This is a genomic window from Enterobacter genomosp. S, assembly GCF_001631805.1.
In the GTDB taxonomy this organism is placed as follows: domain Bacteria; phylum Pseudomonadota; class Gammaproteobacteria; order Enterobacterales; family Enterobacteriaceae; genus Enterobacter; species Enterobacter quasihormaechei.
In genome coordinates, this window is sequence record NZ_LVVA01000019.1 from 159,589 (window position 1) to 183,941 (window position 24,353).

24 protein-coding genes are annotated in these 24,353 nt (G+C 57.5%); 5 read left to right on the top strand and 19 right to left on the bottom strand.

The window, feature by feature from the left end; genetic code table 11:
- Nucleotides 1–14 precede the first annotated feature (14 nt).
- The gene (locus A3466_RS14260) at nt 15–1,316 is read left to right on the top strand and encodes a serine dehydratase subunit alpha family protein (RefSeq protein WP_063451086.1); all 1,302 of its coding nucleotides are present in this window, start codon (nt 15–17) and stop codon (nt 1,314–1,316) included.
- 45 nt (nt 1,317–1,361) lie between these two features.
- Here the strand turns inward: A3466_RS14260 and A3466_RS14265 are convergent, their stop codons facing one another.
- Complete coding sequence (locus A3466_RS14265) at nt 1,362–2,063, bottom strand: pirin family protein (protein ID WP_063451087.1); 702 nt, start codon at nt 2,061–2,063, stop codon at nt 1,362–1,364.
- A 104-nt stretch (nt 2,064–2,167) separates the two neighbouring features.
- Between A3466_RS14265 and yhaJ the strand changes: the two genes are divergently transcribed.
- Nucleotides 2,168–3,070, top strand: a complete 903-nt coding sequence (yhaJ, locus tag A3466_RS14270) for a DNA-binding transcriptional regulator YhaJ (RefSeq protein WP_003862655.1) — start codon at nt 2,168–2,170, stop codon at nt 3,068–3,070.
- A 40-nt stretch (nt 3,071–3,110) separates the two neighbouring features.
- Here yhaJ and A3466_RS14275 read toward each other — a convergent pair whose 3' ends face one another.
- From A3466_RS14275 to A3466_RS14325, 11 genes are all read right to left on the bottom strand, one after another.
- Nucleotides 3,111–3,476 (bottom strand): DUF805 domain-containing protein, encoded by a 366-nt coding sequence (locus A3466_RS14275; protein WP_063451088.1) that lies wholly within the window; start codon nt 3,474–3,476, stop codon nt 3,111–3,113.
- 105 nt (nt 3,477–3,581) lie between these two features.
- A complete protein-coding gene (locus A3466_RS14280; RefSeq protein WP_063451089.1) occupies nt 3,582–4,568 on the bottom strand; it encodes a glutathione S-transferase family protein in 987 nt (328 codons plus the stop codon).
- Nucleotides 4,569–4,640: 72 nt separating this feature from the next.
- A complete protein-coding gene (locus A3466_RS14285; RefSeq protein ID WP_063451090.1) occupies nt 4,641–5,033 on the bottom strand; it encodes a DoxX family protein in 393 nt (130 codons plus the stop codon).
- Nucleotides 5,034–5,286: 253 nt separating this feature from the next.
- Nucleotides 5,287–5,583 (bottom strand): YqjK-like family protein, encoded by a 297-nt coding sequence (locus tag A3466_RS14290; RefSeq protein WP_003862649.1) that lies wholly within the window; start codon nt 5,581–5,583, stop codon nt 5,287–5,289.
- A complete protein-coding gene (locus tag A3466_RS14295) occupies nt 5,580–5,978 on the bottom strand; it encodes a phage holin family protein (protein WP_003862647.1) in 399 nt (132 codons plus the stop codon). The genes A3466_RS14290 and A3466_RS14295 overlap by 4 nt, the downstream gene beginning before the upstream one ends.
- 2 nt (nt 5,979–5,980) lie before the next feature.
- Nucleotides 5,981–6,286, bottom strand: coding sequence for a DUF883 family protein (locus A3466_RS14300; RefSeq protein ID WP_003862645.1), 306 nt, complete (start codon nt 6,284–6,286; stop codon nt 5,981–5,983).
- A gap of 29 nt (nt 6,287–6,315) precedes the next feature.
- On the bottom strand, nt 6,316–6,684 hold the full coding sequence (locus A3466_RS14305) for a DUF1090 domain-containing protein (protein WP_063451091.1): 369 nt from the start codon (nt 6,682–6,684) through the stop codon (nt 6,316–6,318).
- Nucleotides 6,685–6,827: 143 nt separating this feature from the next.
- Complete coding sequence (gene mzrA, locus A3466_RS14310) at nt 6,828–7,211, bottom strand: EnvZ/OmpR regulon moderator MzrA (protein ID WP_063451092.1); 384 nt, start codon at nt 7,209–7,211, stop codon at nt 6,828–6,830.
- A 2-nt stretch (nt 7,212–7,213) separates the two neighbouring features.
- Nucleotides 7,214–7,876 (bottom strand): DedA family general envelope maintenance protein YqjA, encoded by a 663-nt coding sequence (yqjA, locus tag A3466_RS14315; RefSeq protein WP_022649475.1) that lies wholly within the window; start codon nt 7,874–7,876, stop codon nt 7,214–7,216.
- A 341-nt stretch (nt 7,877–8,217) separates the two neighbouring features.
- A complete protein-coding gene (exuR, locus tag A3466_RS14320; RefSeq protein ID WP_063451093.1) occupies nt 8,218–8,994 on the bottom strand; it encodes a transcriptional regulator ExuR in 777 nt (258 codons plus the stop codon).
- 147 nt (nt 8,995–9,141) lie between these two features.
- Nucleotides 9,142–10,440, bottom strand: coding sequence for an MFS transporter (locus tag A3466_RS14325; protein ID WP_063451094.1), 1,299 nt, complete (start codon nt 10,438–10,440; stop codon nt 9,142–9,144).
- A gap of 475 nt (nt 10,441–10,915) precedes the next feature.
- Between A3466_RS14325 and uxaC the strand changes: the two genes are divergently transcribed.
- Nucleotides 10,916–12,328 carry a glucuronate isomerase gene (gene uxaC, locus A3466_RS14330; protein WP_063451095.1) on the top strand — a complete coding sequence of 471 codons (1,413 nt, stop codon included), beginning with the start codon at nt 10,916–10,918 and terminating at the stop codon, nt 12,326–12,328.
- A 16-nt stretch (nt 12,329–12,344) separates the two neighbouring features.
- A complete protein-coding gene (locus A3466_RS14335; protein WP_063451096.1) occupies nt 12,345–13,832 on the top strand; it encodes a UxaA family hydrolase in 1,488 nt (495 codons plus the stop codon).
- Between the two features lie 86 nt (nt 13,833–13,918).
- Here A3466_RS14335 and sstT read toward each other — a convergent pair whose 3' ends face one another.
- From sstT to A3466_RS14355, 4 genes are all read right to left on the bottom strand, one after another.
- Entirely contained in the window at nt 13,919–15,160 is a 1,242-nt protein-coding gene (gene sstT / locus A3466_RS14340) for a serine/threonine transporter SstT (protein ID WP_063451097.1), read from the bottom strand.
- A gap of 236 nt (nt 15,161–15,396) precedes the next feature.
- Complete coding sequence (locus tag A3466_RS14345; protein WP_063451098.1) at nt 15,397–16,365, bottom strand: TerC family protein; 969 nt, start codon at nt 16,363–16,365, stop codon at nt 15,397–15,399.
- Between the two features lie 252 nt (nt 16,366–16,617).
- Nucleotides 16,618–17,616, bottom strand: coding sequence for a Gfo/Idh/MocA family protein (locus A3466_RS14350; RefSeq protein ID WP_063451099.1), 999 nt, complete (start codon nt 17,614–17,616; stop codon nt 16,618–16,620).
- Nucleotides 17,617–17,686: 70 nt separating this feature from the next.
- Nucleotides 17,687–18,190, bottom strand: a complete 504-nt coding sequence (locus A3466_RS14355) for a YgjP-like metallopeptidase domain-containing protein (RefSeq protein ID WP_063451100.1) — start codon at nt 18,188–18,190, stop codon at nt 17,687–17,689.
- A gap of 83 nt (nt 18,191–18,273) precedes the next feature.
- Between A3466_RS14355 and rlmG the strand changes: the two genes are divergently transcribed.
- Nucleotides 18,274–19,410, top strand: coding sequence for a 23S rRNA (guanine(1835)-N(2))-methyltransferase RlmG (rlmG, locus tag A3466_RS14360; RefSeq protein ID WP_063451101.1), 1,137 nt, complete (start codon nt 18,274–18,276; stop codon nt 19,408–19,410).
- An 82-nt stretch (nt 19,411–19,492) separates the two neighbouring features.
- Here the strand turns inward: rlmG and A3466_RS14365 are convergent, their stop codons facing one another.
- The 3 genes from A3466_RS14365 to lsrR all read right to left on the bottom strand — a co-directional run bounded on the left by A3466_RS14365 (nt 19,493) and on the right by lsrR (nt 24,284).
- Nucleotides 19,493–21,514, bottom strand: coding sequence for an NADPH-dependent 2,4-dienoyl-CoA reductase (locus A3466_RS14365; protein ID WP_063451102.1), 2,022 nt, complete (start codon nt 21,512–21,514; stop codon nt 19,493–19,495).
- Between the two features lie 185 nt (nt 21,515–21,699).
- Entirely contained in the window at nt 21,700–23,280 is a 1,581-nt protein-coding gene (lsrK, locus tag A3466_RS14370) for an autoinducer-2 kinase (protein WP_063451103.1), read from the bottom strand.
- A gap of 32 nt (nt 23,281–23,312) precedes the next feature.
- Nucleotides 23,313–24,284, bottom strand: a complete 972-nt coding sequence (gene lsrR, locus A3466_RS14375) for a transcriptional regulator LsrR (protein ID WP_045260116.1) — start codon at nt 24,282–24,284, stop codon at nt 23,313–23,315.
- Nucleotides 24,285–24,353: the final 69 nt, after the last annotated feature.

The following is a 24,353-nucleotide window of genomic DNA, read 5'->3' on the forward strand; positions in this document are numbered from 1 at the left end:
ATAAGGTCGTAACGATGTCTGAGCAAATCAATCCTTTATGGAACCATTTTATTCGCGCCGTGCAGGAGGAGGTAAAGCCTGCGCTCGGGTGTACCGAACCCGTCTCGCTGGCGCTGGCCTGTGCGATGGCTGCCGGAGAGCTTTCCGGTGAGGTGACGCGTATTGAGGCGTGGGTATCGCCAAACCTGATGAAAAACGGGCTTGGCGTAACGGTGCCCGGCACCGGCATGGTCGGTTTACCCATCGCGGCGGCGCTGGGGGCGACGGGCGGTAATGCCCACGCCGGACTGGAGGTGTTGAAAGACGCTTCTGTAGAGGCGCTAACGCGCGCCAAAGCCATGCTCAAAGCGGGCCTGGTGCAGGTGAAATTGCAGGAGCCGTGCGATGAGATCCTCTTTTCACGTGCCTGCGTCTACGCCGGTGAGGCCTCGGCCATGGTGACCATTGCGGGCGGACATACCCGCGTGGTGGAGGTGGTCTTTCAGGGCGAAACGCGCTTCAGTCTTGACGAGCGGCAGGCCGAGGTAAGTAACGATCCGCTGGCGGTACTGTCAAACACCACGCTCTCGCAGATCCTGGAGTTTGTCGAACAGGTACCGTTCGAGGCGATCCGCTTTATCCTGGAAGCAGGGCAACTGAACGACGCGCTCTCTCGTGAAGGGCTTAGCGGGAAGTGGGGGCTACACATTGGCGCCACCCTCAGTAAGCAGCGCGCACGCGGCTGGATAGCGCAGGATCTGGGTTCAGACATCGTTATCCGCACCAGTGCGGCCTCGGATGCCCGTATGGGCGGCGCGACGCTGCCGGCGATGAGCAACTCGGGCTCCGGTAATCAGGGGATTACGGCCACCATGCCGGTTGTCGTGGTCGCTGAACATATTCAGGCCGATGACGAACGGCTGGCGCGGGCGCTGATGCTCTCGCATCTGTCGGCTATCTACATCCATTACCAGCTTCCGCGTTTGTCCGCGCTGTGTGCGGCGACGACGGCCGGTATGGGGGCCGCCGCAGGGATGGCGTGGCTGATGGGCGGAAGCTATCAGACGATTGCAATGGCCATCGGCAGTATGATCGGTGACGTCAGCGGGATGATCTGCGACGGGGCGTCTAACAGCTGTGCCATGAAAGTCTCGACCAGCGTCACCAGCGCCTGGAAAGCCGTGATGATGGCGCTGGATGATACAGCCGTGACGGGTAATGAGGGGATTGTGGCCCACGATGTGGAACAGTCTATCTCTAACCTGTGCGCGCTGGCGTGTCGCTCAATGCAGGCAACGGACCGGCAGATTATTGAGATTATGGCGAGTAAGGTGTAAAAATTTCCCCTCTCCCCTTTGGGGAGAGGGCCAGGGTGAGGGGGGTTAAACCGGCAAATCAATCAGCAGCGCGCGCAGCGGCGTATCTGCCACCAGGGTGATATTCGCTTCATCACGAATAAACGCCCCGTCACCGCAGGTGAGCGCTTCTTTCTCTTCCGTATGCGTTACCGCATGTACCGTACCGTGAATGGACTGTAAATAGGCGCGCGGGCCATGAAGCTGAAAGCTCACCTGTTCACCTTTTTTCAGTTCAATATGGTGCAGCCATACCTGCTGGCGTAACTGCAAGCTGCCTTTGCTGCCGTCTGGCGAGGCAATCAGCTGCTGTTTATCGCCCTTCAGGTCGATCTTTTGCACCAGCGGATTTTCCCGCTCCGGACAGGCATCCAGCCACAGCTGCATGCGGGTCAGCGTTTTGTCTTTGCTGAGGTTATGCTCGCTATAGCTAATACCGGGCTGCGTAGAAATTAACAGCGCCTCGCCAGCTTTTGCCTGGACATGATTGCCCTCGCTATCGCGGTATTCTGCCTCGCCTTCCAGGATCAGGTTCAGGATATCGACTTTAGGATACGCGCGCGGCTGGAAGGACGCGCCCGGAGCGAGCACCTCCTGATTCAATACGCGCAGTGAAGCGTAACCAAGGAGTTTAGGGTCAAAGTAGTGTCCAAAGGAAAAGGTGTAGCGGGCCTGCAACCAACCGAAATCGGCTTGTCCGCACTGTTTCGCTGTTCTTGTCGTAATCATAAACTTGACCTCTCTTTACACTAAATCAATGGTAAAGGTATGGACGCTGCATTGTTAGCCAGATATTCTGCCCGGTATGTTCAAATTTCCTGAATGAGAACGAGATGGCTAAAGAGAGAGCATTGACGCTTGAGGCGCTTCGCGTCATGGACGCGATTGACAGGCGGGGCAGTTTTGCCGCCGCGGCAGATGAACTGGGGCGCGTTCCGTCTGCGCTGAGCTATACCATGCAAAAACTGGAGGAAGAGTTAGACGTCGTGCTCTTCGATCGCTCCGGTCATCGAACAAAATTCACCAACGTGGGGCGAATGCTGCTGGAACGCGGCCGCGTGCTGCTGGAAGCGGCGGATAAGCTGACGACCGACGCCGAGGCGCTGGCCCGCGGCTGGGAAACCCATCTGACGTTAGTGACCGAAGCGCTGGTGCCCACCGAGGCGCTGTTCCCGCTGGTGGACAGGCTGGCCGCAAAAGCCAATACCCAGCTGTCGATCATCACCGAGGTGCTGGCAGGGGCATGGGAGCGGCTGGAGACGGGCAGGGCGGATATCGTCATTGCGCCGGACATGCACTTCCGCTCATCGTCAGAAATCAACTCGCGCAAACTTTACAGCGTGATGAACGTCTACGTCGCCGCGCCGGATCACCCGATTCACCAGGAGCCGGAGCCGCTCTCTGAAGTGACGCGCGTGAAGTACCGCGGCGTGGCGGTGGCGGATACCGCGCGCGAGCGTCCGGTGCTGACGGTTCAGCTGCTGGATAAACAGCCGCGTCTGACGGTGACGTCGCTGGAAGATAAGCGGCAGGCGCTGCTCGCCGGGCTGGGCGTGGCGACCATGCCGTATCCGTTCGTCGAAAAGGACATTGCAGAGGGCCGGCTGCGCGTGGTCAGCCCGGAATACACCAGCGAAGTGGATATCATTATGGCGTGGCGTCGCGACAGCATGGGCGAAGCCAAATCATGGTGTTTGCGAGAAATACCTAAGCTTTTTGCCCATCACAACAAATAAGCGTGCAGGCCCGGTAAGCGTAAGCGCCACCGGGCAGAATTTACGCGCTTGTCTTAGGATCCGGACCAAAGCGGTTTTCGCCCGGCGTTCCGCTCTGACAGTTGAAAATCAAAATCACGATCCAGCCAATAAGCGGGATCAACAGCAACAGCAGCCACCACGCCGAACGATCGGTGTCGTGGAGACGACGAAACAGCACGGCCCATGAAGGCAGCAGAACTAACACACCATAAATGGTGGTGAGTATGCCTTCACCCCCCTCTCGCTCCCAGCCGAGGATCTTGTCCACAATGCCCAGCACCATAATCAGGACGAAGTTCACCAGAACGAACATCCAGTACTCTTTGCGGCGGGCGCGGCCACCAAATCCAACGTAGTTGCGCAGTACTTTTAAATACCAGTCCATTATCCTTGCCTCTTAATCAGTCAATCACTTGTTTTCTAAGCGATCGAGGTAAGGATAGATGTATGCTGTGAATTAAAAAAGGGAATCAATTGATTCCCTAAATAATTATCCGAAACGCACCTCGCGCCCGTGCGGTTCATCCAGATCCTGCCACGGGCCAATGGAGATGATGCCCGTTGGGTTGATGGTCTTATGGCTGCGGAAATAGTGGGTACGAATATGGTCAAAATCGACCGTCTCCGCAATCCCGGGCATCTGATAGATGTCGCGCAGGAAACCGTGCAGGTTCAGATAGTCGCTGATGCGATGCTTGTCGCACTTGAAGTGGGTGACGTAAACCGGATCAAAGCGGATCAGCGTCGTCCACAGACGGATGTCCGCTTCGGTCAGACGATCGCCCGTTAAATAACGATGCTGGCCGAGGATCTGCTCCAGACGCTCCAGGGATTCAAAGACTTTTCCAACCGCTTCGTCGTAGGCTTCCTGGCTGGTGGCGAAACCGGCCTTATAGACGCCGTTGTTCACGTTGTCATAGATCCAGCCGTTCAGCTCGTCAATCTTATCGCGCAGTTCAACCGGGTAGTAATCCCCGGCGCGGGCGCCGTGCGCATCAAACGCGGTATTGAACATGCGGATGATTTCCGCGGACTCATTGCTGACGATCGTCTGGTTTTTCTTGTCCCACAGCACCGGTACGGTAACGCGTCCGGTGTAGTGCGGATCGGCGCGCAGGTAGAGCTGATACAGGAAATCGTGGTGATAAAGTTCATCACCCGTCGCGGCAGGGAAATCGCTGTCGAAGGTCCAGCCGTTTTCCAGCATCAGCGGGTTCACCACCGAAACCGGAATTAACGATTCGAGGCCTTTAAGCTTGCGTACAATCAGCGTGCGGTGCGCCCACGGACAGGCGAGAGAAACGTACAGATGATAACGATCTTTCTCCGCCGCGAAGCCGCCTTCGCCGCTCGGGCCGGGTGCGCCGTCGGCGGTCAGCCAGTTACGGAAGGCCGAAACAGAGCGCTTAAAGCGTCCACCGGTGGATTTGGTGTCATACCAGACATCCTGCCAGACGCCGTCTACGAGTTGTCCCATTTTTTACTCCTCCGTCAGATAGCAAAAGCGAGGAGATGTCTCCTCGCTTTGAATTTAATCAGTATAGCGTGCTTACCACTTCTTATTCAGAAGACGGTCAATGCTGTAAGCGCCAGGACCCGTGATGGCCAGCAGCAGATAGCCGCCTGCAATGGTCAGATTTTTCATGAACATCAGGGAGTTCACGCCTTCGGCAAAGTTGCTGTGGAAGATAAAGGCGGTCAGCAGGGTGAAGCCTGCGGTGAACAGCGCCGTGGTGCGGGTCAGGAAACCGAACAACACCGCCAGGCCACCGCCGAACTCAAGCAGGATAGTCAGTGGCAGCAGGAACCCCGGCACGCCCATAGCTTCCATGTACTGCTGGGTACCCGCATAACCGGTGATTTTGCCCCAACCTGCGGTGATGAACAGAATTGGCATCAGAATACGCGCTACCAGTACACCAACATCTTCTAATTTTTTCATTTTACTCTCCAGGAAACCACATCAGCGGCTAAACGTTATTTGCTTGCAAAATCGGGTAGATACCGCGTCTTTGCTGTCGATGGAGAGGAGTGTAAACGGGGCGGGTGGCAATTGTTAGCAAGGAAAACTGTCAATCTTTTTCAAAGATATTGAGTAAGGGAGCATGAAGAGATGTTGCCGGGTGACGGCTACGCCTTACCCGGCCCACTTTTTACCGTAGGCCGGGTAAGCGCAGCGCCACCCGGCGAGAAGGCTAGCGCAGCTGCTGCTGACGCAGCGTGGTTTTCACCAGACGCCAGGCGCTCCAGGCACCAAAGCCGCGGCGTGCCCAGCGGATCAGCATATTAGGATGCCGAACCGACCAGATCGCCATCACGCTGCTGCCGACCAGCGCCCATGAGCGCAGGCTCAGAACAGTGTTCCAGCCCCGGTCAAACCGATGCGTGGCTTCAACCCAGTCGCGTCGGCTGGCGGACAGATCCAACCGCTGCTGTTGGATCTGGCTCAGCAGATACGCTTTACGCTTCTGACGTTCGGCTTTGTCGCTCACGACTTATCATCCTCCAGCAGGGCGCGGTCGTTGGCCAGCTCCTGACGCGTGTGGCGCAGGAAGGTCGAGGTGCGCGCTTTATGCAGGGTCCAGATACCGCCTATCAGCGCTGCAACCAGCAGAACCACGGTTGTGGCAATCATCGCGTTCAGACGATACTGTGGATCGATAGCCCAGATGATTAACACCATCAGGCTCATCAGGCCAAACGCGGCAAAGAGCATCGTAAGCCCGAGCATGAGCAGCATCTGGAAAAGGTTGGCTTTCTCCTCTTCCAGCTCCACTACCGCAAGCCGGACGCGCGTTTCGGCAATCCCGACCAGCGTCGTAAGAATACGCTGGCCGATGCCGAGGACGTTTTTAGCAGGCCCTTGTGCGTGACGTGGATCTTCCATAATCAACGACGCGTCAGCAGGACACCCAGCACCACACCCACTGCGGCGCCAATACCTACACCCGTCCATGGATTATCACGTACATATTCGTCTGCGCGCGCAGCCGCTTCGCGGGTCTGTTTCGCCAGCGCGTCGCCGGTTTCACCCAGACGGTAACGGCTCTCTTTCAGCGCCTGCTCCGCTTTGCTGCGCAGTTTGCTCACTTCTTCTTTCGATTTATCGGCAGAAGAGTTCAGCACCTCTTCCAGGGTGTCCGCCAGGGATTTCAGTTCAGCGCGCAGATTTTCTGAAGTTGTATCTTTTGACATGATTCTCTCCTGTTGAGATTTCCGTTAACTCAATAATCGCGAGCTTCCAGCGCTTTCAGTTCGTCCTGCGCCTCTTGCAACTTCCTCTCGCGCTTGGCAATTTTTTCCGCATCACCTTTCTCTTTCGCTTCTTGCAGGTCTTGACGGCGCTCGGCTATCTCGTCCTTCTGTTCAGCGATTTTTTCCTGATGATCGGCACGCAGCTTGCTGTCCGTACAATTATCTTTCACTTCGCTCAACGCCTTTTTCAGACCGTCGATCCGGTGCTGATTGTTATGCTTCTCGGCATAACTGATTTCGCGTTGGATATCCTTTTCTTTCTCCTGACAAAGAGACATCGCGAAGGAAGCTGTGCTTAAAGAAAAAAGGGCCAGAGCAAGGGTGATGCGGTATTTCATTATAGAAACCTTCCATTGTGTTACGGCGTAAGCCGTGTTCCAGAACTTTGCGGAGAACATCTGAGGGGTGCTCCGCGTACTTAAGCATAGTAAGTAAACGGGAGTTTCACCAAAGTAGGTGAAAATATTCGGAATATTAGTCGTTAACCAAATCGATGCGACGTGTCGCGTAGCCGTGACATCCAGGAGGCGACGTGGTTGTCATCGTCCTGTTGCGCGATGATGTAACCCTGCGGCAGCGTTCGGTCCAGCACCGCTTTCGCCGCGGCGCTTTGCGCACTGGAGTCGAACTTTATCAGCAGGACATCGTCTTGCGGCGTGATGCTCTTAAAGCGGATCCCGTTTGCGTCCAGATGATGCCAGATTGAAAAACCATCCGGCACGCTGGTTCCCTGGTTCACAGGACGGATAGCCAGCGTCGACTCCTGATGCTGTAGCGCAGACCACAGTAGAATGAGGGCGCTGAACATCATCAGCGCGACGATGGCGTAAGAGAAACGACGCAGGGCGAGCGGGGAGATAACCATCGTTAACCCCTGGCTCCGTATTTCTTCTTCCACAGTACAACCAGTGAACCGACCAGGCCAAACACCAGCAGAACGACCGGCAGCAGCATCAGGCAAGACATCAGCTGGTCTTCATACTTCATAAAGACCGGGGTTTTCCCGAGCGCGTAGCCGAGCGTGGTCAGGATCAGAACCCACAGCAAGCCGCTCATCCAGTTAAAGAACTGGAAACGCGCGCTGCTGAGGCCAGACAGGCCCGCGATGGTCGGCAGCAGGGTGCGTACAAAGGCGATAAAGCGGCCGATCAGCAAGGCGGAAAGCCCGTGCTTATGGAACAGGTGGTGGGCTCGCTGGTGGTAATGTGCCGGAAGATGCGAAAGCCAGTTCTGGACGATCCGCGTGTTGCCCAGCCATCGCCCCTGAATATAACTCACCCAGCAACCCAGGCTGGCGGCAATGGTCAAAAGCAGGACCGTTTGCGGGAAAGCCATCGCCCCTTTTGCACAGAGCACACCAACCAGCACCAGCAGGCTATCGCCCGGTAAAAAGGCGGCAGGCAGCAGGCCGTTCTCAAGAAACAGGATCATAAATAACACAAAGTAGAGCATGCCAATCATGGATGGGTTGGCCAGCGTTTCGAAATCCTGAGCCCAGAGGGCATTCAGTAGTTGGGTCAAAAGTTCCATTCAGTATTCCTGGAAATCGGTTAACGTCACGCCTGTCATTCGGGAAAACAGCACGGCGACATTGTTTTGATTTCATTATGGTCGCTCGCGGACACATTGAGGTGTGGCCAACACTGTTCCCTGTTAATTGGCTGGTTAGCAAGCACTAACTTACAAAATAACGAAGTGAATCCAATTGTAACAAAGCCCGACGTTCTGCGTCACAGAATTTGAGGGGAAACACGATTTTGGCGTAAGCCACGGAGGGGAGCGAGAGATTTTACAAAGGCTGACACTATAGAGGTTTTCTTACCCTGTCTGGCCGGAAGGCGCGGCGGTGCGCCTGCCGGCAGTACGAAGGCTTATTTTGCGAGATTGGTCGCAGTATCGAGGTGAACCACCGGATTATCGGCAAAAAGATAGCGGTCAGCGTTAAATTCGAAGTCATCGCTGGTTTCATTAAACAGCATCTGCTTGGTGTTCTCCAGATGCTGCCACATCGCCAGTTTTGCCGCATGCGGATCCTTACGAATCAGCGCCTTGAGAATCTGGTCGTGGTCGTCACACCAGTTGTCTACCGTGCGGGAATCAATGTGATCGTGCAATTTCTTCCAGTACGGGTTGTGAACGCGCTGAGTCCACATTTTTTCAACGATTGCCGCCAGCGCCGTGTTCTGAGTCGCAAGAGCAACCTGGACGTGGAATTGCAGGTCCCATTCGGAATCGCGGAAGCATTTTTCCTTACGCGCGTGGTCCTGAATTTCCATCAGCTTCATGATGTCTTGCTTGGTCACCTGCGTCGCCGCAAATTCCGCAATGTTGCTTTCGATAAGCTGGCGAGCCTGGAGAAGCTCAAACGGGCCGTAGCTGGCAAATTCCAGGCTTTCGTCCGGGGCGGGGGAGTGTTTGGCCTGGTTGGAAATCACGTGAATGCCGGAACCTTTGCGAACCTCAACGTAGCCTTCCACTTCCAGCATGATGATGGCTTCGCGCACCACGGTGCGGCTGACGCTTTTTTCATCCGCAATGAAACGCTCGGCGGGCAGTTTATCACCGACAAGATAGACACCTTGCTCGATGCGATCTTTCAGCTCGGCGGCAAGTTGTTGATATAAACGACGTGATTCGGTGATTTCCATATGCGCTCCAGACAGGGTACGGCGATTGATTTGTTATACCACTTTTGCGTGCCAGTCTCCAGATTTCGCCATTAAAAAAGCCGCCCGGAGGCGGCATTTGCGTCGTTTTTGCCGGGTAAGGCGAAGCCGCCACCCGGCACAACAACGCTAACTCTGCGTCGCCGGTCCCCCAAGAGACTCTTTCGCCAGCTCGTCGGCAGATTTGCTTTTCAGCACCGTCCAGATAACCACCGCACCCAGCAGGTCGAAGATAGCCAGTACCGCGAACAGCGGGCTGAAGCCGATGGTATCCGCCAGCGCGCCGACCACCAGGGCAAACATCGTGCTCGCTGTCCAGGCGGCCATACCGGTCAGGCCGTTGGCGGTGGCCACTTCGTTACGGCCAAACACGTCGGAAGAGAGCGTAATCAGCGCGCCAGACAGGGACTGGTGAGCAAAGCCCCCGATACACAGCAGCGCGATAGCCACGTAAGGGCTGGTGAACAGGCCGATCATACCCGGGCCGATCATCAGCAGCGCGCCCATGGTGACCACCATCTTACGGGAGACAATCAGGTTCACGCCAAACCAGCGCTGGAACAGCGGTGGCAGGTAGCCGCCGACGATACAGCCCAGGTCAGCAAACAGCATTGGCATCCAGGCGAACATCGCGATCTCTTTCAGGTTAAAGCCGTAAACTTTAAACATGAACAGTGGGATCCAGGCGTTGAACGTACCCCAGGCCGGCTCTGCCAGGAAACGTGGCAGGGCGATACCCCAGAACTGACGGGTGCCCAGGATCTGCCAGACGGACATCTTTTTGCCGTTATCGGTCTGATGCTGAGATTCCTGGCCGTTAATAATGTAATCGCGTTCTTCGGTAGACAGCTTTTTCTGGTCGCGCGGGTGCTTGTAGAAGATCAGCCACGCCATGGCCCAGGCGAAGCTCAGCACCCCGGAAATGATGAACGCCATCTGCCAGCTGTGCATCACGATAGCCCACACCACGAGCGGCGGCGCAATCATCGCCCCGATGGATGAACCCACGTTGAAGTAACCCACCGCGATGGAACGCTCTTTTGCCGGGAACCACTCAGAGCTGGCTTTCAGACCCGCGGGGATCATTGCCGCTTCGGCGGCACCCACCGCGCCACGCGCCAGCGCCAGACCGCCCCAGCTGCCTGCCAGTGCGGTCGCGCCGCAGAACACGGCCCAGGCAACGGCGAAGAAGGCATAACCGATTTTTGTACCCAGAATATCAAGAACATAACCTGCAACAGGCTGCATTACGGTGTAAGCGGCAGAATAGGCCGCAATGATGTAAGAGTATTGCTGCGTGGAGATATGCAACTCTTCCATCAACGTTGGCGCCGCTGCTGCCACGGTGTTACGTGTCAGGTAGCCCAGCACGGTGCCGAGCGTCACCAGTGCAATCATGTACCAACGTAACCCTTTAATTTTACGCATGTAAAACCTCATCGTTATGTTATTTCCGTGTCGGGACACGGCAACAACTCAACCGTTGCCGGGAGCTGTTCTGTAACGGGAGGGGCGTAACCGGGACCCTGTCCCGGAACGGCCCGAACCTTGCCATAAGTCATCGTGCTAAGTCGGCTTCCGTACCGTTAAATCCGATGTATCAAACACCGGTAATGCATTCCGTCGGCTTATAGTTTGCGACGGCGAAAAGATAACTTGTCATACAACTTTAAAAGGTGAGTGACATCACAAAAGTGTGAATCTTTGTGTGGTCATTAAGCGGCGCGCGCAAAGCCAGAAATGGCGCGGCTTGCAGGAGGGTTTACCCCTTTGAGGGTAATTTATTTGTCGACGTTTATTGATCTAACTCACGAAAAAAACGTCGGACTCTGGAAATTGGTGTGATAACTTTGCAGCATCTGAACATAAGCTTTCTGACGCTCCCGTAATGAGGAAGACGATAATGACGCCGTTTATGACCGAAGATTTTCTGTTAGATACCGAATTTGCTCGCCGCCTGTACCACGACTACGCGAAAGACCAGCCGATTTTCGACTACCACTGCCACTTACCGCCGCAGCAGGTTGCCGAAAATTACCGTTTCAAAAACCTGTATGATATCTGGCTGAAGGGTGACCACTATAAATGGCGCGCAATGCGCACCAACGGCGTGGCCGAGCGCCTGTGTACCGGTGACGCGACCGATCGCGAGAAGTTCGACGCCTGGGCCGCTACCGTGCCGCATACCATCGGGAACCCGCTTTACCACTGGACGCACCTCGAACTGCGTCGTCCGTTTGGTATCACCGGCAAGCTGTTGTCTCCCGCCACTGCGGATGAAATCTGGGACCAGTGCAACGAACTGCTGGCGCAGGATAGCTTCTCGGCGCGCGGCATCATGAAGCAGATGAACGTGAAAATGGTGGGCACCACCGACGATCCGATCGACTCTCTGGAGCACCACGCGGTTGTTGCGAAGGACAGCACGTTTGACATCAAGGTGCTGCCAAGCTGGCGCCCGGATAAAGCCTTCAACATCGAGCTGGCAACCTTTAATGACTACATGGCGAAGCTGGCGGAAGTGTCTGATACCGACATCCGCCGTTTTGCCGATCTGCAATCTGCGCTGACCAAACGTCTGGATCACTTCGCCGCACACGGCTGTAAAGTTTCTGACCACGCGCTGGACGTGGTGCTGTTCGCGGAATCCAACGAAGCCGAACTGGACAGCATTCTGGCGCGCCGTCTCTCCGGCGAACAGTTAAGCGAGCATGAAGTCGCCCAGTTCAAAACGGCGGTGCTGGTGTTCCTCGGCGCGGAATATGCCCGTCGCGGCTGGGTGCAGCAGTACCACATCGGCGCGCTGCGTAATAACAACCAGCGTCAGTTCAAACTGCTGGGCGCGGACGTGGGCTTCGACTCCATCAACGACCGCCCGCTGGCGGAAGAGCTGTCTAAGCTGCTGAGCAAACAGAACGAGCAAAACCTGCTGCCGAAAACCATTCTTTACTGCCTGAACCCGCGCGATAACGAAGTGCTGGGCACCATGATCGGCAACTTCCAGGGGGAAGGCATGCCGGGCAAGATGCAGTTCGGCTCCGGCTGGTGGTTCAACGATCAGAAAGACGGCATGGAGCGTCAGATGACGCAACTGGCGCAGCTCGGTCTGTTAAGCCGCTTCGTGGGTATGCTGACCGACAGCCGCAGCTTCCTGTCCTATACCCGTCATGAATATTTCCGCCGCATTCTGTGCCAGATGATTGGCCGCTGGGTGCACGCGGGTGAAGCGCCAGCGGATCTCCAGCTGCTGGGCGACATGGTGAAAAACATCTGCTTTAACAATGCGCGTGACTACTTCGCCATTGAACTGAACTAGGCCGTTTGAGGTTGATATGCAATACATCAAAATCCATTCGCTGGATAACGTTGCCGTCGCGCTGGCAGATTTAGCCGAAGGGACGGAAGTTACCTTCGACAACCAGTCGGTAACGTTACGCCAGGCCATTGGACGTGGACATAAGTTTGCCCTGATCCCCATCGCGAAAGGGGAGAACGTGGTAAAGTACGGTTTGCCCATCGGTCATGCGCTGGCGGATATTGCGCCGGGTGAATATATTCATTCGCACAATACCCGCACCAATCTCAGCGATCTGGACGAGTACAGCTATCAACCTGACTTCCAGCCAGAAGAAGGACAGGCGGCCGATCGTGAGGTGCAGATCTACCGCCGCGCCAGCGGCGAGGTGGGGATCCGCAATGAGCTGTGGATCCTTCCTACCGTCGGCTGCGTGAACGGGATCGCGCGCCAAATCCAGACGCGCTTCCTGAAAGAGACCAACGATGCTGAAGGCACCGACGGCGTGCACCTGTTCAGCCACACCTACGGCTGTTCGCAGCTGGGTGACGACCACATCAACACCCGCACCATGCTGCAAAACATGGTGCGCCACCCGAATGCGGGCGCGGTGCTGGTGATCGGCCTGGGCTGCGAGAACAACCAGGTGGATGCCTTCCGCGACACGCTGGGCGAATTTGACCCTGCGCGCGTGCACTTTATGGTGTGTCAGCACCAGGACGACGAAGTGGAAGCGGGCGTTGAACAGCTCCATCAGCTGTACGAGGTGATGCGCCACGACAGGCGCGAGCCGGGCAAGCTGAGCGAGCTGAAGTTTGGCCTGGAGTGCGGCGGATCTGACGGTCTTTCCGGCATTACCGCTAACCCAATGCTGGGCCGCTTCTCGGATTACGTGATTGCCAACGGCGGCACCACGGTGCTGACCGAAGTGCCGGAGATGTTTGGCGCGGAGCGCATTCTGATGAGCCACTGCCGCGACGAAGAGACGTTTGAGAAGACCGTCACCATGGTCAACGACTTCAAGCAGTACTTCATCGCCCATAACCAGCCGATTTATGAGAATCCGTCGCCGGGTAACAAAGCGGGGGGCATCACCACGCTGGAAGAGAAATCCCTCGGCTGCACTCAGAAAGCGGGGGCCAGCCAGGTGGTGGACGTGCTGCGCTACGGCGAACGGCTGAAAACCCACGGTCTGAACCTGCTGAGCGCGCCGGGTAACGATGCGGTCGCCACCAGCGCGCTGGCGGGGGCGGGCTGCCACATGGTGCTGTTCAGTACCGGTCGCGGTACGCCTTACGGCGGATTTGTGCCGACGGTGAAAATCGCCACCAACAGCGAGCTGGCGGTAAAGAAAAAGCACTGGATCGACTTTGACGCGGGCCAGCTGATCCACGGCAAGGCGATGCCGCAGCTGCTCGATGAATTTGTTGATGTCATCGTGGACATTGCCAGCGGCAAGCAAACCTGTAACGAGAAGAACGACTTCCGCGAGCTGGCGCTCTTTAAGAGTGGTGTGACGCTGTAAGCGTTATGTCGGGTGGCGCTAACGCTTACCCGACCTACGATATTCTGTAGGCCCGGTAAGGCGTAGCCGCCACCGGGCTTTTCTTTTTAACCTCGCAGCGCGTTCTTCGCTAAACGCGCGTCTTCCGCCTGACAGGCCGCAGCGGTGAACAGCACGTCGGTAGAGGAGTTCAGCGCCGTTTCGCAGGAATCCTGCAATACGCCGATAATAAAGCCGACCGCGACCACCTGCATGGCAATCTCGTTCGGGATACCGAACATATTGCACGCCAGCGGGATCAGCAGCAGCGAGCCGCCCGCCACGCCGGATGCGCCACAGGCGCACAGCGATGCCACCACGCTCAGCAGCAGGGCGGTTGGCAGATCGACAGGAATACCCAGAGTTTGCACGGCCGCCAGCGTCAGCACGGTGATGGTGATCGCCGCACCCGCCATGTTCACGGTTGCACCCAGTGGAATTGAAACTGAATACGTATCGCGATCCAGGTTCAGCTTCTCCGCCAGCGCCATGTTGACCGGAATGTTTGCCGCCGAGCTGCGGGTAAAGAAAGCGTATACGCCGCTCTCGCGCAGGCAGGTCAGCACCAGCGGATACGGGTTACGGCGGATCTGCCAGAACACCAGCAGCGGGTTGATCACCAGCGCCACCAGCAGCATACAGCCGACCAGCACCATCAGCAGCTGCGCGTAGCCCCACAGCGCGTCAAAGCCGGTTGTGGCCAGGGTAGACGACACCAGGCCGAAGATACCGATAGGCGCAAAGCGAATCACGACCTTCACGATAAAGGTCACGGCGTTGGACATGTCGTTGACCAGATTTTTCGTCGTTTCGTTGCCGTGACGCAGGGCGAAGCCCAGGCCGATCGCCCACACCAGGATGCCAATGTAGTTGGCATTCAGCAGGGCATCAATGGGGTTAGAAACCATGCTCATCAGCAGGCCGCGCAGCACTTCCACAATGCCTGAAGGCGGCGTAACGTCGCCCGCCGCAGAGGTCAGATGCAGCGTGGAGGGGAAGAGGAAGCTAAAGACCACTGCGGTCAGCGCAGCAGAAAACGTGCCCAGCAGATATAAAAAGAGAATCGGGCGAATGTTGGTTTTTTGTCCGTGCTGGTGATTGGCGATAGAAGCCATCACCAGCATCAGTACCAGCACCGGCGCAACGGCCTTCAGCGCGCCCACGAAAAGCGTTCCGAGAAGCCCCGTCGCTTCCGCGGCAGGTTTTGACACCAGCGCCAGCAGAATACCCAGAACCAGCCCTACCAGGATTTGTTTAACCAGGCTGCCCTGCGCCAGACGCGCAAGCAGGCCCTTAGATTGTGTGCTCATACTAAATTCCTAAGTGAAATTGTGTTCCATCCTGGATGTGCTCTAAGTCACATTTATTTCAGGATGTAAATATTTGTTTGCCTGGTTGAGTATCAAGGAAAGCGAGGAAAGGCGGAAGAGTAAAATGCTGGATTTTACGTGTTGCGTCATGTTTTTTAACTATTGATTAACGAAGGTGCCGGGTGACGCTTTCGTTTTTCACCCTCTCCCTGTGGGAGAGGGCCGGGGTGAGGGGATTACTCCGCCTGCTGCTTTTTATCGTGCTGGCGGTTAACCCAGGTATTGATAACCAGCGTCACCAGCAGAATGCCAAACACCACGCCGAGCGAAATGGCGATCGGGATATGGTAGAAATCGACAATCAGCATCTTGATACCAATGAAGACCAGAATCACCGACAGACCGTACTTCAGCATGGAGAAGCGCTCTGCCGCACCTGCCAGCAGGAAGTACATCGCACGCAGGCCGAGGATCGCAAACAGGTTCGAGGTCAGGACGATGAACGGGTCGGTGGTGACCGCGAAGATTGCCGGAATACTGTCCACCGCAAAGATAACGTCGCTCAGCTCGACCAGAATCAGCACCAGCAGCAGCGGGGTGGCGAACAGCAGGCCGTTCTTACGCACGAAGAAATGCTCGCTCTCGATCTTGTCCGTCATGCGCAGATGACCACGGATCCACTTCACCAGCGGCTTATCACCGATACCGGTATCGTCTTCTTTCGCCAGCGCCATTTTGACCCCGGTGAACAGCAGGAACGCGCCGAACACGTACAGCAGCCATTCAAACTGGGTAATCAGCCAGCTGCCGGCGAAGATCATGATGGTACGCAGGATGATGGCACCCAGCACGCCGTAGACCAGCACGCGGCGTTGCAGAGCCGCAGGCACGGCGAAATAGCTGAACAGCATCAGCCAGACGAAGACGTTATCAACCGCCAGCGCTTTTTCAATCAGATAGCCGGTGAGGAAGGCGAGTGCCTGAGGATCCGCCACCGCACGGCCTTCGGTTGAGGCCAGGTACCACCAGAAGACGGCGCAGAAGAGGAGTGAGAGGGATACCCATACCAGCGACCAGACGGCGGCTTGCTTGACGCTCATGCCATGCTCGCCGCGACGACCCTGCAAAAAGAGGTCGATTGCCAGCATGATGAGCACGACTACCGCGAATCCGCCCCACAGCATTGGAGTGCCGACAGAATGCATACTATTTTCCTTACACATAAAAAAACAAAAACGGCTATGGTCAGAAGACGATAGCCGTTAGCTTTTTATGCATAGACCTCGCCTTCCGGCAAGGTCTCACTTACAACCACGAAGGTTGCCCGGCGACCGGATGCGGTTTTGCACGCATCGTAATGACGATCCACCGGCGAAGAAGTTACTCCCCTTTGCAGGTAACAAAATATGTCAGACCATCGATTTCGTCAATGCTCTGCACGGTTTCATTACACAGCTTTACGCGACGGCTTCCACATTCACGCCGTCTGCGGGGAACACCACGCCGGTCTGTCGGCGGATCTCCGTTTGCAGCTTCGCCGTGGTGCGGCTGATCGCCAGCCCAGGGTGGTTCACTTCGTTGTCTTCTACCAGACGGGCGAAGACCTCTGCCTCATAAAGCATAGTGTTAATATGCTGAGGCTGCGTCAGCTCCTGCGCTTTTCCGCCGCGAGGGACGATGCTGAGCTTCTGGCATTCGGAGATTTTTTCGATTACCAGCGAGCCGTCTTCGCCCTGAATTTCGCTTGGCAGCACGGAGTCGCTGACCTTCGAGTGCTGCAACGTCACGCTGAAATCACCGTAGTCCAGCACCACGATACCGTGGGCGTCCACGCCGCTCTCCAGCAGGCTGGCGGTGGCCGTCACGCCGTGCGGCTCACCCCATAGCGCGACCGCAGAGGCCAGACAGTAAAAACCGATATCCATAATTGAGCCATTCGAGAAGGCCGGGTTAAAGGTATTCGGGTTTTCGCCGTCCAGATAGCGCTGGTATCGCGAGGAATACTGGCAGTAGTTGATAAAGGCTTTACGCACTTTGCCAATTTTTGGCAGGGACTGCTGCAACAGCAGGAAGTTCGGCAGGCTGGCGGTTTTGAACGCTTCAAACAGCACCACCTGGTTTTCCCGGGCAAGTTGAATGGCGGCTTCCACTTCATCAATATTGGAGGCCAGCGGCTTCTCGCAAATCACGTGTTTTTTGTGGCTGAGGAACAGCTTCGTTTGCGGGAAATGCAGAGAATTCGGGCTGGCGATATAGACCGCGTCAATGGCGTCGCTTTGCGCCATCTCATCGAGCGAGGTGAACAGATGTTCAACCAGGTAGTCATTCGCAAAACTCTGCGCCTGCTCAAGGCTGCGGGAATAGACTGCGGTGAGCTTATATTTGCCGGTTTCGTGGGCGGCGTCGACGAACTGGCGCGTGATCCAGTTCGTACCGATGACTGCGAAACGTATCATAAACGTTTACGTACTCCGTAGCAGGGAACTTAAAACCACTGTAGCACGTCATCATGACATTTCGCGTGCGCTACTGCGCATTACTCTTTAACGATAAATGCGTCAGCCACAGCCGGGTATCAAACTCCAGCTGGTGGTACTGTGGCTCCATGTGGCAGCACAGGGAATAGAAGGCTTTGTCGTGCTCTTTCTCTTTCAGGTGCGCCAGCTCGTGCACCACGATCATCCGCAGAAAGGCTTCCGGCGCGTTACGGAAAACGGTCGCCACGCGGATCTCCGCCTTAGCCTTCAGCTTGCCGCCCTGCACGCGGGAGATGGCGGTGTGCAGGCCGAGCGCATTTTTCAGCACGTGGATCTTGTTGTCGTACATCACCTTGTTGATCGGCGGGGCGCTTCTGAGATAACGGTTTTTCAGATCCTGCGTATACTGCCAGAGCGCCTTATCGGTCGCGAAATCGTGGGTGCCGGGATAGCGTTTTTCCAGCACCGCGCCGAGCTTCTGCTCGGCAATCAGGCTGCGAACCTGGGAAAGTAAATGCTCCGGGTAGCCCTGGAGATAAGTAAGTTGGTTCATCAACGCCCCAAATCGACAATAAAACGGGTATACTCACGCACCCTTTTCAGGGATACGCCAAATTTTACCATTCAGGAGGGCCGATGAGCCACTTAGACAACGGTTTCCGTTCACTCAACCTTAAACGTTTCCCGGAAACGGACGACGTAAACCCGCTTCAGGCGTGGGAAGCGGCGGATGAATATCTGCTGCAACAGTTGGATGAGACTGAAATCCGCGGCCCGGTTCTGATCCTGAATGACGCGTTTGGTGCGCTGGGCTGCGCGCTGGCGGAACACGCACCTTACAGTATCGGCGATTCTTACCTGAGCGAGCTGGCGACGCGTGAAAACCTGCGTCACAACGATATCGACGAATCCAGCGTGAAGTTCCTCGACAGCACCGCGGACTACCCGCAGGCGCCGGGCGTGGTGCTGATCAAAGTGCCCAAAACCATGGCGCTGCTGGAACAGCAGTTGCGCGCGCTGCGTAAGGTCGTGACGCCAGAAACGCGTATTATCGCGGGTGCGAAGGCGCGCGATATTCACACCTCGACGCTGGCGCTGTTCGAGAAAGTGCTCGGCCCGACCACCACCACGCTCGCCTGGAAAAAAGCGCGCCTGATCAACTGTACCTTTAGCGCGCCGGAACTGGCCGACGCGCCGGAGACGCTGAGCTGGAAACTGGAAGGCACCGACTGGACCATCCATAACCATGCGAATGTTTTCTCCCGCACCGGGCTGGATATTGGGGCGCGTTTCTTTATGGAGCATCTGCCGGAAAACCTGGAAGGGGAGATTGTCGATCTGGGCTGCGGCAACGGCGTGATTGGCCTGACGCTGCTGGCGAAGAATCCGGAAGCCAGCGTGGTGTTCAGCGACGAGTCGCCGATGGCGGTGGCCTCCAGCCGTCTGAACGTAGAAACCAACATGCCGGAAGCGGTGGATCGCTGCGAATTTATGATCAACAACGCACTCTCCGGCGTTGAGCCTTTCCGCTTCAACGCCGTGTTCTGCAACCCGCCGTTCCACCAGAAGCACGCCCTGACGGATAACGTCGCGTGGGAGATGTTCCACCACGCGCGCCGCTGCCTGAAAATCAACGGCGAGCTGTACATCGTGGCGAACCGCCACCTGGACTACTTCCACAAGCTGAAGAAGATCTTCGGCAACTGCGTCACCATTGCGACCAATAACAAGTTTGTGGTGCTGAAAGCGGTGAAGCTGGGGCGTCGTCGGTAAGATGGTTTTGCCTGGCGGCGCTGCGCTTGCACAGGCATACGGTTTTGTAGGCCCGGTAAGCGCAGCGCCACCGGGCAAGAAATCAAATCGCTAATGCCAATGTTGTTCCCTGAGCAATCGCCCGCCGCGCATCCAGCTCCATCGCCACATCGCACCCGCCAATCAAATGCACCGTTTTACCGGCTTCGCGCAGCGGATCGGCCAGATCGCGCTTCGGCTCCTGTCCGGCACATAAAATCACATGATCCACGCGTAGCAGCTGCGGTTCACCACCGATCAGCACGTGCAGCCCGTCGTCATCGATCTTCTGGTAGCTCACCGCCGGGATCATCTTCACCCCGCGCGAGAGCAGGGTGGCGCGGTGGATCCAGCCCGTGGTTTTGCCCAGCCCTTCGCCCGGCTTGCTGGCCTTACGCTGGAGCATCACGATCTGACGCGGGCTTTTCGGCAGCTGTGGACCTTCCGGGCGCAGGCCCCCGGACTGACTGAGGCTGGTATCAATGCCCCATTCCACGCAAAACTCGGCGATGTTCTGGCTGGTGGCCTCGCCCGGCTGGCTTAAATACATTGCGGTATCAAAGCCAATGCCGCCGCAGCCGATAATCGCCACCTTCTCGCCAACGGGCGCTTTGTCGCGCAGTACGTCCAGATAGCTCAACACCTTCGGATGATCGATGCCCTCGATCGCAGGCGTGCGTGGTGCGATCCCGCTCGCGAGGATCACCTCGTCGAAGTCGATGAGATCCGCCGCGTTGACAAACTGGTTAAGCCGCAGATCAACGCCCGTCAGGTCGATCATCCGGCGGTAGTAGCGCAGGGTTTCATAGAACTCCTCTTTGCCGGGGATCTGTTTGGCGATATTAAACTGCCCGCCAATTTCACCGGCGGCATCAAACAGCGTCACGCTGTGTCCGCGCGTGGCGGCATTGACTGCAAACGCCAGGCCAGCGGGGCCGGCACCCACGACGGCCAGACGTTTTTGACTGACCGCCGGGACGACCGGCATTTTGGTTTCATGGCAGGCACGGGGGTTCACCAGGCATGAGGTGACTTTGCCAACGAAGATCTGATCCAGACACGCCTGGTTACAGCCGATGCAGGTGTTGATCTCATCCGCACGGTCGCTTTGCGCTTTAGAGAGCAGTTCAGCATCCGCGAGGAACGGACGCGCCATCGAGACCATATCGGCATCGCCGCGTGAGATCACATCGTCCGCCACCTGCGGGTCGTTAATGCGGTTAGTGGTGACCAGCGGAACGGAAACTTTGCCCTTCAGCTTGCGCGTTACCCAACTGAACGCCGCGCGCGGCACCGGTGTGGCAATGGTCGGAATGCGCGCTTCGTGCCAGCCAATTCCGGTGTTGATAATCGTGGCGCCTGCGGCTTCAATCGCCTGCGCCAGCTGCACGGTTTCGTCGAACGTGCCGCCGCCCTCCACCAGGTCGAGCATCGACAGGCGGAAGATAATAATAAAATCCGCACCCGCACGTTCACGCACCGCACGCACCACCTCCACGGCAAAGCGCATCCGGCGGGCATAGTCGCCGCCCCATTCATCGTCGCGCTGGTTGGTGCGGGCGGCGAGGAACTCGTTAATCAGATAGCCTTCAGAGCCCATCACCTCCACGCCGTCGTAACCCGCCTCGCGCGCCAGCGCGGCGCAGCGAGCAAAATCGTCGATCAGCGCCAGGATCTCGTCGTGGCTGAGGGCGTGAGGAGTATAGCGGTTAATCGGCGCCTGAATAGCCGATGGCGCAACCAGTTTTGGCTGATAGCTGTAGCGCCCGGTATGCAGAATTTGCAGGGCGATTTTGCCGCCTTCGTTATGCACCGCGTCCGTGACAATGCGGTGATGCGGCAGCTGTGTCGCATCATTCAGAACTGCGCCGCCCTCCATCGTCACGCCTGAAGGGGCAGGGGCTACGCCGCCGGTGACAATCAGCGCCACCCCGTGGCGGGCGCGTTCGGCATAGAAGGCTGCCAGGCGCTCGGCTCCGTCCGGACGCTCTTCCAGCCCGGTGTGCATCGAGCCCATCAGCACGCGGTTTTTGAGGGTGGTAAACCCCAGATCGAGGGGGGCGAATAGCGACGGGTAGCGGCTCATAGTCTCTTCCAGTGTAAAATTATTGTTATGTGGTCGGATGAGTTACTAATTTAGCCAGCGGCAGCAGAAAGGTAAAAGCGGGATCGAATGATTGTGATAGATCTCAAAGAACTTCCCCGGTGGCGCTACGCTTACCGGGGCTACAAAACCCCAGGACGGATAAGCGCAGCGCCATCCGGCGTTATTTACGGCGTCGCTGCCCGCGCTAACCCCGGCGCCTGCCACATCGAGGTCGTCAGCCCGCTGTCCACCAGGCCGAGCTGGTCGGCGTACACCGCCTGCCACTTCTCCATCATGCCGTCGTACAGCTCACGGTGCTGCGGGTTTGGCGTAAACTCGCGGCTCCACTTCACCAGCCGCTCGCCCGTCGAGGCCATATCCGCAAACAGCCCCGCGCCCGTTCCGGCGGCAATGGCGCAGCCGAGCGCCGTTGCCTCTTTGACTTCCGGCACGCGCACCGGCAGGCCGGTGACGTCGCTTAAAATCTGGCTCCACAGGGCGCCCTTCGCGCCGCCGCCCGCAAACACCAGGCTATCAAACGTCACGCCGGAGAAGCGCGAAATCTGCGCCAGGTTGCAAGCCGAGACGATTGCCGCGTTCTCCTCCAGCGCGCGGAACAGCGTCGCTTTGTTGCACTTTTCCGGGTCGATGGAGAGGTTAATAAACGACGGCGCAGCGTGGTACCACTGCTTAAAATGCATCGCGTCGGAAAAGATTGGCATTACGCCGTGGGAGCCAGCGGGCACGCGGTTCGCCATCTCTTCCAGCAGGGAATAGGTGTCCATCCCCATCCGCTCGGCAATCAGCTTTTCCTCGGCGCAAAAGGCGTCGCGGAACCAGCGCATGGTCAGCCCTGTAAAGAAGCTGATCGACTCCGCCTGTGCCATGCCGGGGATAACGTGCGGGTTCACGCGGATGTTCATCTCAGGATCGGTGCGCACCTGCGGCAGGTTAACCACCTGCTGCCAGAAGGTGCCGCCCAGCACCGCCGTTTGTCCGGCGCGGACCACGCCCAGCCCAAGGCAGCCCAGCTGCACATCGCCGCCGCCCATCACGACCGGCGTGCCCTCGCGTAAACCGCTCTGCTGTGCGGCTTCTTTCGTGATGGCCCCCAGCACGGTGCCGGTCTCTTTCACCGGCGAGAGAATATCGGCGCGCAGCCCGGCCATGTCGAGCAGCGCCGGACGCCAGTCGCGTGAAAAGAGATCCAGCATGCCGGTGGTGCCCGCGTTAGACGGATCGACCGCCAGCTCGCCGGAGAGCTTTGCCGCCAGCCAGTCGCTGATCATGGTGATAGTGGCGGCCTTACGATAAATATCCGGGCGATGGTGCGCCAGCCAGAGCAGGCGCGGCATGGCGCTAAGGGCAAGCGTCTGGCCGGAAACGTCATACACTTCGGATTCAAAACGGTAGTCGTGGATCTCTTTGAGTTCAGCCACCTCGCGGCTGGCGCGGGCGTCGACGTTGGCGCAGGCCCAGATGGCCTCGCCGCTGCGGTCGTACAGCACGATCCCTTCGCGCATCGAACAGCAGGCGACGGACTGAATATCCGCCGCGCTCAGGCGCGCGCGCTCCAGCGCCTGCTGAATGCACCGGCAGGCCAGCTGCCAGTTGGTGTTGAGGTCGAACTCCATTGAGCCCGGCACGTTCTCCACGCTCAGGTGCTTCCACTCGGCCTGGCCGACGGCAATCTGGTTGCCCTGTAAATCGAAAATCACGGCGCGAATGCTGCCTGTCCCTGCATCTAACGCTAAAAGGTAACTCATGAGCTTGCCTCGCTGTTAGCGCAGGGCGACTCTTATTCGGCCAGAGCCAGCACCGCGCGGGCTGTCGTCTCTTCCGTCACCAGGCCATTAATACGGCGACCTTTCAGTGCGGCATAAATCGCATCGGCTTTCTCTTCCCCTCCGGCCACGCCGACGATGGTGGGCAGTTGCGCCAGTTCATCGAGCGTGACGCCCAGCAGTTCTTTGTGGATCTCCAGCTCCTCGACGCATTCCCCTTCGGCGTTAAGGAAATAGCCGAGGATATCGCCCACCGCCCCTTTACGGGCGTACATCAGCTGTTCACCTTCGCTGATATAGCCGGAGCGCAGTATCGTCGCGTCACGGCGCTGGTTCACGGAACCAATGCCGACCACCGCCACGTCAGCGGCGGTCGCGGCGAGGATCACGTCCCGCACGCTGGTTTCGCGCTTTAAGATCCCGGCGACTTCTGCGGATGACACGCGAAGCGGGGCGGGGATCATGCTGACGCTACAGGCCGCATCCAGCTGGCCGATACCGGTCATATATGGCCCCACGCCGCCGGAAAGCGTCACCAGGCGGATCTGCTGCGAGCTGATAAAGCCGCTTAAGTGTTGCAGGCTGCTCATGGTGGTTTCACCGAACCCCACCGCCAGCAGCTGGCCGGGCTCCAGCACGCCCATCAGCGACTGCGCCGCGCCAATGCCCAGTCGCACGTTCATCGGCGGGGTATTTAAGGCAGGCATCACGCGCACCAGCTTCAGCCCAAAGCGCTGCTGAAGCTCGGTTTCCAGCGACAGGCAGCCCTCGTAGCGGGAGTTGATCTGCACGCGGATCACCCCGGACTGGCGGCCTTTCTCCAGCAGGCGGGAGATCTTCAGGCGCGGCAGCCCGAGCCGTTCGCCGATATCGTTCTGGGTCAGCCCGTCGTGGTAGTAGCACCAGGCCACGCGCGCCACCAGCTCTTCTTCCGCCAGTGCCAGCCCGGCAAACCGTCCTTCTTCCGCAGTGCGTTTATCGCTCATAATTGAACTCTTATAAAAATTTAGATCATATGTTCGTAATGGCGCGGCGTGAAAATGTGAGCCACGCGG

Coding starts and splice junctions, on each gene's coding strand:
- A3466_RS14260 (WP_063451086.1), top strand. CDS start 15: ATGTCTGAGCAAATCAATCCTTTATGGAACCATTTTATTCGCGCCGTG.
- A3466_RS14265 (WP_063451087.1), bottom strand. CDS start 2,063: ATGATTACGACAAGAACAGCGAAACAGTGCGGACAAGCCGATTTCGGT.
- yhaJ (WP_003862655.1), top strand. CDS start 2,168: ATGGCTAAAGAGAGAGCATTGACGCTTGAGGCGCTTCGCGTCATGGAC.
- A3466_RS14275 (WP_063451088.1), bottom strand. CDS start 3,476: ATGGACTGGTATTTAAAAGTACTGCGCAACTACGTTGGATTTGGTGGC.
- A3466_RS14280 (WP_063451089.1), bottom strand. CDS start 4,568: ATGGGACAACTCGTAGACGGCGTCTGGCAGGATGTCTGGTATGACACC.
- A3466_RS14285 (WP_063451090.1), bottom strand. CDS start 5,033: ATGAAAAAATTAGAAGATGTTGGTGTACTGGTAGCGCGTATTCTGATG.
- A3466_RS14295 (WP_003862647.1), bottom strand. CDS start 5,978: ATGGAAGATCCACGTCACGCACAAGGGCCTGCTAAAAACGTCCTCGGC.
- A3466_RS14300 (WP_003862645.1), bottom strand. CDS start 6,286: ATGTCAAAAGATACAACTTCAGAAAATCTGCGCGCTGAACTGAAATCC.
- A3466_RS14305 (WP_063451091.1), bottom strand. CDS start 6,684: ATGAAATACCGCATCACCCTTGCTCTGGCCCTTTTTTCTTTAAGCACA.
- mzrA (WP_063451092.1), bottom strand. CDS start 7,211: ATGGTTATCTCCCCGCTCGCCCTGCGTCGTTTCTCTTACGCCATCGTC.
- yqjA (WP_022649475.1), bottom strand. CDS start 7,876: ATGGAACTTTTGACCCAACTACTGAATGCCCTCTGGGCTCAGGATTTC.
- exuR (WP_063451093.1), bottom strand. CDS start 8,994: ATGGAAATCACCGAATCACGTCGTTTATATCAACAACTTGCCGCCGAG.
- A3466_RS14325 (WP_063451094.1), bottom strand. CDS start 10,440: ATGCGTAAAATTAAAGGGTTACGTTGGTACATGATTGCACTGGTGACG.
- uxaC (WP_063451095.1), top strand. CDS start 10,916: ATGACGCCGTTTATGACCGAAGATTTTCTGTTAGATACCGAATTTGCT.
- A3466_RS14335 (WP_063451096.1), top strand. CDS start 12,345: ATGCAATACATCAAAATCCATTCGCTGGATAACGTTGCCGTCGCGCTG.
- sstT (WP_063451097.1), bottom strand. CDS start 15,160: ATGAGCACACAATCTAAGGGCCTGCTTGCGCGTCTGGCGCAGGGCAGC.
- A3466_RS14345 (WP_063451098.1), bottom strand. CDS start 16,365: ATGCATTCTGTCGGCACTCCAATGCTGTGGGGCGGATTCGCGGTAGTC.
- A3466_RS14350 (WP_063451099.1), bottom strand. CDS start 17,616: ATGATACGTTTCGCAGTCATCGGTACGAACTGGATCACGCGCCAGTTC.
- A3466_RS14355 (WP_063451100.1), bottom strand. CDS start 18,190: ATGAACCAACTTACTTATCTCCAGGGCTACCCGGAGCATTTACTTTCC.
- rlmG (WP_063451101.1), top strand. CDS start 18,274: ATGAGCCACTTAGACAACGGTTTCCGTTCACTCAACCTTAAACGTTTC.
- A3466_RS14365 (WP_063451102.1), bottom strand. CDS start 21,514: ATGAGCCGCTACCCGTCGCTATTCGCCCCCCTCGATCTGGGGTTTACC.
- lsrK (WP_063451103.1), bottom strand. CDS start 23,280: ATGAGTTACCTTTTAGCGTTAGATGCAGGGACAGGCAGCATTCGCGCC.
- lsrR (WP_045260116.1), bottom strand. CDS start 24,284: ATGAGCGATAAACGCACTGCGGAAGAAGGACGGTTTGCCGGGCTGGCA.